Consider the following 7,459-nt stretch of genomic DNA (forward strand, 5'->3'; position numbering starts at 1 on the left):
TTTTAAAACCACTATTCCCGTGTTATTTTGCCTTAAAAATGATCTCGTCGTCAAATACGTAAATATTCCCCTTTTCAATATCATAGTTCGTATTTAATCCTGTGAACAAACTAAACGCCGGTAAAATCAATTCTGTATGATTCACATAATAACACGGTAATTTTAAATATTGTTTCCCACGAGTTTTTAATTTAACTCCAGGATGAATATGTCCAGAAATTATAAATTCATTTTCGTCTGCGTGATCCACATCATGTTTAAACGTAATATTCTGAATCATTAATTCGTTTAAGACCGTGAAATTTAATTCTTCCGAAACCATTGAATGAATTCTGTCGTGATTTCCTTTGACTAAAACTTTCTCTAAATCTGTATAATCTGTTAGCCATTCTTTAAATTCGGTAATATTTGAATTATATTCTGCATGAAATAAATCACCAACTACAACTAACTTTTTAGGTGAAAAATAATGTATTAACTCTGCTAATCGTTGTAAGTCTTTATGTAAAACATGATCTGATATGGCAATTCCGTGTTGTCTGAAATGTGCCGTTTTACCAATATGAACATCCGACAAAATCAACATTTCTTCTGATTTCCAATATAGTACTCGTTGATTTGTCAACGTTAAACTCGCCCCGCCAAATTGAATTTCCTCTGTTAAAATATTCATTGAATTAACTTATAATGCTGGTTTTGAAGTCTTTTTACACGATCTATTAATTTCTCATTACTCATAGTATCTCGTAAACTATCTACTTTTATTGGGAAACTCAATGGTGTATAGCCACTCGCCTCTTTTAAAATGATTTTACTCCTAGCAATTCGCTGAAAAGCTTCTTGTAATCTGGCTTCTTCCAATTGTTCATTAAATACTTCGGTGTAGGCTTGTCGTACTAACAAATTATTTGGTTCTTGATCTTCTAAAAATCTAAATATCAAACCCGAAGACGATTGTAAACTTTTATTTGTCTTTCTTTTTCCGGGTTGCGATTGTACCACTAACCCGGCAATTACGGCAATATCTCTAAATTTTCTATTCGCCATTTCTGAAGCATTTACACTGGCAATTGCATCTTGCATTAGGTTTTCTTTGGAAAGAAGCTCTTTAATATTCAATTCATCTACAGGAATTTCTTGATCGCTTAACAAATCAAAACCATAATCGTTCATGGCAATGGTAAATGTAATTGGTTTTATTTTACTGATTCTATAGGCGATTAACGAGGCCATAATTTCATGTACTAGTCTACCTTCAAACGGATAAAAAAACAAATGAAATCCTTCTCGAGTTTTAATCTTCTCCACTAAAAACTCATCGGATTTTGGAATATGAGAATTACTGTTTTGTGCTGTTAATAAAGGATTTAGAAACTTCAATTCTCGTTCCCGAATTCCCGGCTCTAAAGCATCATTTAGTTTTAATCGTAAATAATGACTTAAATAAGAAGTTAGTGGTAGTCTCCCTCCTTTCCAACTTGGAGTAATTGCTTTTTTAGATGAACTTTTGCGCACAAAAACAGTCATTTCTTTGATATGAACAATCTCTAAAACTCTACCAGCCAGCACAAATGGAGTTCCGTTCTTTAGTTTTGAGATGAAATATTCTTCAATCATTCCCACAAAACCACCTTTCATAAATCGAACTTTTAACATTGCATCACTCACAATAGCACCAACATTCATGCGATGTAACATACTTATTCGTCTACTTGTTACTTTATATAACTGACTTTCCTCATCAAAGACAACTTTATGAAACTCTTCATAGGTTTTTAATGTATTTCCACCTTTAGTAATGAATAACATTGCCCATTTAAAATCTTCTAGAGATAATTGTGAATACGCATGTGTTTGCTGCAATAAAGCAAAGGTTTTTGTTTCGTCAAATCCTTCTCCAACCGCTAATGACACTAAAAACTGAACCAAAACATCGTAAGGCAAAACTACCGGAGTTCTAGATTCCACGTCTTTTCGTTTTACGGCTTCTTTTAATGCAGAAACTTCAATTAATTGCAAAGAATGTGTAGGCAAACAATATACTTTTGAAACTTCGTAAGGAGAATGACCGCTTCTCCCCGCTCGTTGTATAAATCTTGCGATTCCTTTTGCAGAGCCAATTTGAATTACACAATCAACAGGTTTAAAATCCACACCTAAATCTAAGGAAGAAGTACAAACAACGGCTTTGAGTAATTGATCATTAATCGCATCTTCAATCCAGTTTCTTAGTTTTTTATCAATAGAACCATGGTGAATAGCGATTTGTCCAGCTAAATCAGGATCGGAATCTAATAACAATTGATACCATAATTCCGACTGACTTCGTGTATTTGTAAAAATTAAAGTGGTGGTATTCTCGTAAATTATAGGCAACACTTTTTTAATCATATGTGCGCCTAAATGTCCTGCCCAAGGCAAAACTTCCACTTCATCTGGCAGTAACGAAACAATTTTTAGCTTTTTCTTTTCCTTAGATGTTATAATTGTTGTTTTTACACCAGAATATGGAATCAACACTTCTTTCGCTTCTTCCAAATTTCCAATAGTAGCTGAAATTCCCCAAATACGAACATTTTTCGACAATGATCGTATTCTAGCCACTGCTAGTTCCGTTAAAACGCCACGTTTTGTAGATAACAATTCATGCCATTCATCCACAACAATACACTGTACATTTTTAAACCATCTTGAGTTGTTTTTCTGCGTAAACAATAAATGCATGGTTTCTGGTGTCGTCAACAAAATATCTGGCATTTTTCGTTCTTGTTGCCTACGGACATTTTGAGGTGTATCGCCATTTCTTACTGAAGCTACCCAATCCAAACCAATCTCATCAATAGCAGTTTGCATGGCTTTTTGTAAATCTTTCGCTAAAGAACGAAGCGGACTAATCCACAGTAATTTGCATCCTTTTTTATAGGAATCTGGATTGTTCAAATAATCAATAACAACCGCCAAAAACATCGAATATGTTTTTCCGAAACCCGTTGGAGCAACCACTAAACCACTATAATTATTGGAATATTTTTTCCAAGCTTTCAATTGAAAATCAAAAGGTGAAAAGGATTTTGATGCCATCCAATCTTCGATAATTTGGTAACCGCTGGTTTCTTCTAATTTTCTCATTGCTTGAAAATTAAATCTTTTACCGATTCAATCGTATCGATCTCCTCTACTTTTTTATCTCTTCTCCAACGTTTTATTCTTGGAAAACGTAAGGCAACTCCAGATTTATGTCGATTGCTCAAAGCAATACCTTCGAATGCAATTTCAAACACTAACTCAGGTTTTACAGTTCTTACAGGTCCAAATTTTTCAGTCGCATTCTTCGTTACCCATCTACTAATTTCTGTAATTTCCGCATCTGTTAATCCTGAATATGCTTTTGCAATCGTAACCAATTGATCCTCTTTTTTAACGGCGAACGTGTAATCGGTATATTTTGAACTTCTTCGTCCACTACCCTTTTGTGCGTAAATCATCACAACATCAATAGTTAACGGATCAACTTTCCATTTCCACCACGTTCCTTTTTTTCTTCCAATATGATAAGTAGAACTCTTTTGCTTCAGCATTAAACCTTCTGAATTCAACTTTCGAGACTCATTTCGAATCGCATTCAATTCATTCCAATCTTGAACATATATAGTTTCAGACAATTTTACGCTGGTCGAAGTGTTATTTTCGAATAGATTTTCTAATTGAATTCTTCTAGAAGCTAAAGAAGTTTCTCTAAGATCTTGTTGATGAAACTCCATGATATCATAGGCATAAAATCCTATTGGAACTTCTTGTAACAACTTTTTACTGATGTTTTTGCGATTCAATCGCTTTTGTAAATCATTAAATAACAACACACTGGAATCCTTTATAGCTAAAATCTCTCCGTCAATTACAAAATCTCCTTCCCAAGTTTGAAATGCTTCAATTAACTCAGGAAACTGATTCGTAACCAACTCTTCTCCTCTACTCCAAATGAATATCTCGTCATTTCGCTTTACAATTTGTCCACGAATACCATCCCATTTGTACTCTATTTGCCAATCCTCAATTGTTCCTAATTCATTTAATTCTTTCTCTAAACTATAAGCCAAAGCAAACGGATAAGGTTTTGAATTATCATAATTAATATGCGCTCCTGACAGCAATTCATTAAAAGTAATAGCGTTGATATCCCAATTACCTATTATGCTATGCATCAATTGATTTACATCTGTATTGGTAAGTTTTGCTAAAGCATTTACCAGTGTTTTTTTAGATACACCAATTCTGAAACTTCCACCAATTAACTTATTAAAGATCAAACGTTCTTGTGGTTGTAATCCGTTCCAGGCTTTTAGCACATACTCTTTTTTCTCTTCTTCTGTTTTAGGTTTTAATTGCACCAATTCGTCCATCCATTCATACACTGGTTTTTCTATAGTATTTGAAGGATCGGGTAATAACAAAGCCAAAGTTTCACCTAAATCTCCAACCGTACTGTAACTCTCTAAAAAAAGCCATTCTGGAATTTTAGAAATTTCCATACACCACGCTTTCATAAATGACGATTTTACGGGTCTTGAAGGACGTTTACCAGTAAATAAAGCAATCATCCACAACTTATCTTTATCCTCAGCAGTTTTAAAGTAACGAACCAAAGCTTCAATCTTAGCATTGGTTTTATTCGTTATTTCGATACTATTAATAAGTTGCGTAAAGGCTTTCATTTATTTTGATGCTGCTATTGCTACAGTCTTTTTTTCTTCTGAATTGATCTGTTCTTCTCCGTATTCCGTAATTACTTCTTCAGATTCAATTCCGATTTCATTTAAATATCTAGAAAATGAAGCTTGTGAACCATGAGTCACATACACTTTTTCTGCTTCTGAAGCTTTCACTGCTTGTAATAAACCATCCCAATCTGCATGATCACTCACAACAAATCCTGCATCAACACCACGCCAGCGTCTATTTCCACGAATTTGCATCCAACCAGAGCAAATGGCCGTCGCTGCATTCGGAATTCTTTTCAATAATTTACTTCCCAATAATGCTGGTGGCATGATAACAATCTTGTTTTTCATGTCGTCTTTCTTAAAATTACCATCTAGTCGAATTGTTTTTGGCAAAGCAACTCCAGAAGTTTCTATAGCATTGTTAATATGATGAATAGCATTGTGTACATAGATTTCATCGAAATCTTCCAAGAGTTTCATGATTCTTTGAGATTTACCTAAAGAATAACCAAAAAAGACACTGGTTCTATTGTTGGAGAGATTCATTTGAATCCAATCGTGAATCTGAGCCTTTAAGAGATGTTCTGGTTGCCATTTGTAAATCGGTAAACCAAACGTACTTTCCGTTATAAATTCATGACATTTTACAGATTCAAAAGGCGTGGTAAGTCCGTCTTCTTTAATTTTATAATCTCCAGAAAACACCACAACTTTACCTTTATATTCCAAGCGAATTTGACAAGAACCAATAATATGTCCTGCTGGATGAAAACTAATTTTTACACCATTTATCGTTTTAGGTTCATTGTAATTCAAAGTTTCTACAGATATATCTGCGCCAATTCTATGTTTAATGATGTTTTTAGTCAGCGTATGACACAAATAATGTTTCATTCCCCAGCGTGCATGATCTGCATGTCCGTGAGAAATAATAGCATAATCTACAGGATACCAAGGATCCAGATAAAACTTACCTGGAATACAATAAATACCTTTATTTGTGAAACGAATCAATTTCATGTTTAACAAATTTAACAAAATGATAAACAAAAATGAGTTTAAATATGGTTTTTTACGAAATTGAATTCTTTTATGGTGATTAAATCTATTAAAATCAAAAGAAAACTATATCTAAAAATGAAGGTAAGTTAGGTTTAGATATATCCAGTGAAGTTTTGTAAAACAGCTGTGACAACATTGAATTTCTAGTGTCATTATGATGAACGAAACATAGTGAAGTGAAGAAGTAATCTACTGATTTAATAACGAAAATCCTGTTTCTAAAACGAAGATTGCTTCACTCTCCCTCCGATAAACTCAGGGATCGTTTGCCATAACCAACAAAAGATAGTAATGATAGTATTTTGGGAAGTGTCATTACGATAAACGAAACATAGTGAAGTGAAGAAGTAATCTATTTATTTAATAACGAAAATCATGCTACCTTGATTTTAATAATTCTTATCAATAGATCAAGTTTTTACAGTCGTTTCATAAAATTTTTGTCGGTAGACTCTAATTGACACAATTTTATTCTAAATACAAAAGTTTTAGTTATGCTCCTTACTCCACTTTAAATATCCACCTTCTAAATCGTAAACTTGAGTAAAACCCAAGGTTTGTAGTTTTTTAGAAGCTTTGGCACTTCTTTTACCACTTCTACAATACAAATACACAGACTTATTTTTATCTAGTGTTTTAGCTTTAGTGATAAAATCATCAGCAAAATAGTCAATGACTATCGCATTAGGAATATGTCCTTGTTCACATTCTTTAGGTGTTCTAACGTCAATGAGTTGAACGTTATCTTTAGTAATAGCTGAATTGAATTCTACAATATTTAATCTCTTAGTATCGGATGTATCTTGAGAATTACATCCTGATAGTGCAATAAAAATTGTGATTATTAGGAATACTTGTTTCATCATTTTTGATCAATAATATCTCAAAAATAATCATTCAAAATTACAATGAGGCTGTCTGAAAAAGGTATTTTCAAACGTCATTACGAAAAATTTAATTTTGAAGTAATCTTATTATTAGTAACTTAAATTTAAAAGATTCCTTCGTTTCATCTGTCTTGAGCGACAGTCGAAAAGCTCGGAATGACGATTTTCAGACAGCCTTATTATTTAAAATTTATACGTTAAGATGTTGCTACTCCAAAGGTATTATAGATAATGTATAGGGTTGATCTGCTTTGGTGTTTACCATTTTTGGATTGTCAAAAACAGCATCAAAGTTCATTACAATAATATCTTTATTTCGAATAACAACTTCAGATGGTCCGTCTAGTTTTCCATCTGCACCATCAGTATCACCATTTTTTGCAAGTAAATTTAGTTTCCCATTTGTATCAATACTATATACTGCATTAGCAAATAAATCTGTAATATATAGTTTTTGTGTACTAGAATCCCATTTCATTCCATCGGTTGCAATCATGCCTTTCGCAAAAGGAATAGTTTTGATTTTAACATTATCTTCATCCATACTAGTTTTAAGCACAGTGCCTTCTTCCATAATACCTGTATACAAGTTACCTTCATCATCAACAGCTAAACCATTGGCTCCAAACTTCAATGTACCATTGGAAATAAAGGTTTCGAATAAATGTTTGTCTTTAGTAGCATCATTTACATATGGACTAATTTTTAAAGGATTTTCAGCACGGAGTTCAGATAAGTTTACTTTATATACACCACTGATGTGTTTACCATCTTCTGTGGTTCCTAAAA

Annotated in this window: 6 protein-coding genes; all 6 read right to left on the bottom strand. The window is 33.0% G+C overall.

The genetic code is table 11. The features are described from left to right. Positions 1–22: 22 nt before the first annotated feature. The gene (gene pdeM / locus BVC87_RS21460; protein WP_075344461.1) at positions 23–673 is read right to left on the bottom strand and encodes a ligase-associated DNA damage response endonuclease PdeM; all 651 of its coding nucleotides are present in this window, start codon (positions 671–673) and stop codon (positions 23–25) included. Beyond that, positions 670–3,129: a ligase-associated DNA damage response DEXH box helicase gene (locus BVC87_RS21465; protein ID WP_075344462.1), complete on the bottom strand. Its 2,460-nt coding sequence runs from the start codon at positions 3,127–3,129 to the stop codon at positions 670–672. Before BVC87_RS21465 ends, pdeM begins: the two co-directional genes overlap by 4 nt. Beyond that, complete coding sequence (locus tag BVC87_RS21470) at positions 3,126–4,712, bottom strand: ATP-dependent DNA ligase (protein ID WP_075344463.1); 1,587 nt, start codon at positions 4,710–4,712, stop codon at positions 3,126–3,128. The genes BVC87_RS21465 and BVC87_RS21470 overlap by 4 nt, the downstream gene beginning before the upstream one ends. Further along, on the bottom strand, positions 4,713–5,741 hold the full coding sequence (locus BVC87_RS21475; protein ID WP_075344464.1) for a ligase-associated DNA damage response exonuclease: 1,029 nt from the start codon (positions 5,739–5,741) through the stop codon (positions 4,713–4,715). A 530-nt stretch (positions 5,742–6,271) separates the two neighbouring features. Beyond that, complete coding sequence (locus tag BVC87_RS21480) at positions 6,272–6,649, bottom strand: rhodanese-like domain-containing protein (protein ID WP_234974708.1); 378 nt, start codon at positions 6,647–6,649, stop codon at positions 6,272–6,274. A gap of 229 nt (positions 6,650–6,878) precedes the next feature. Continuing rightward, positions 6,879–7,459, bottom strand: a 581-nt coding sequence (locus BVC87_RS23580) for an NHL repeat-containing protein (protein ID WP_200799222.1), incomplete at its 5' end; no start/stop codon positions are given.

The organism is Tenacibaculum agarivorans (assembly GCF_001936575.1).
GTDB classification, from domain to species: Bacteria; Bacteroidota; Bacteroidia; order Flavobacteriales; family Flavobacteriaceae; genus Polaribacter; species Polaribacter agarivorans.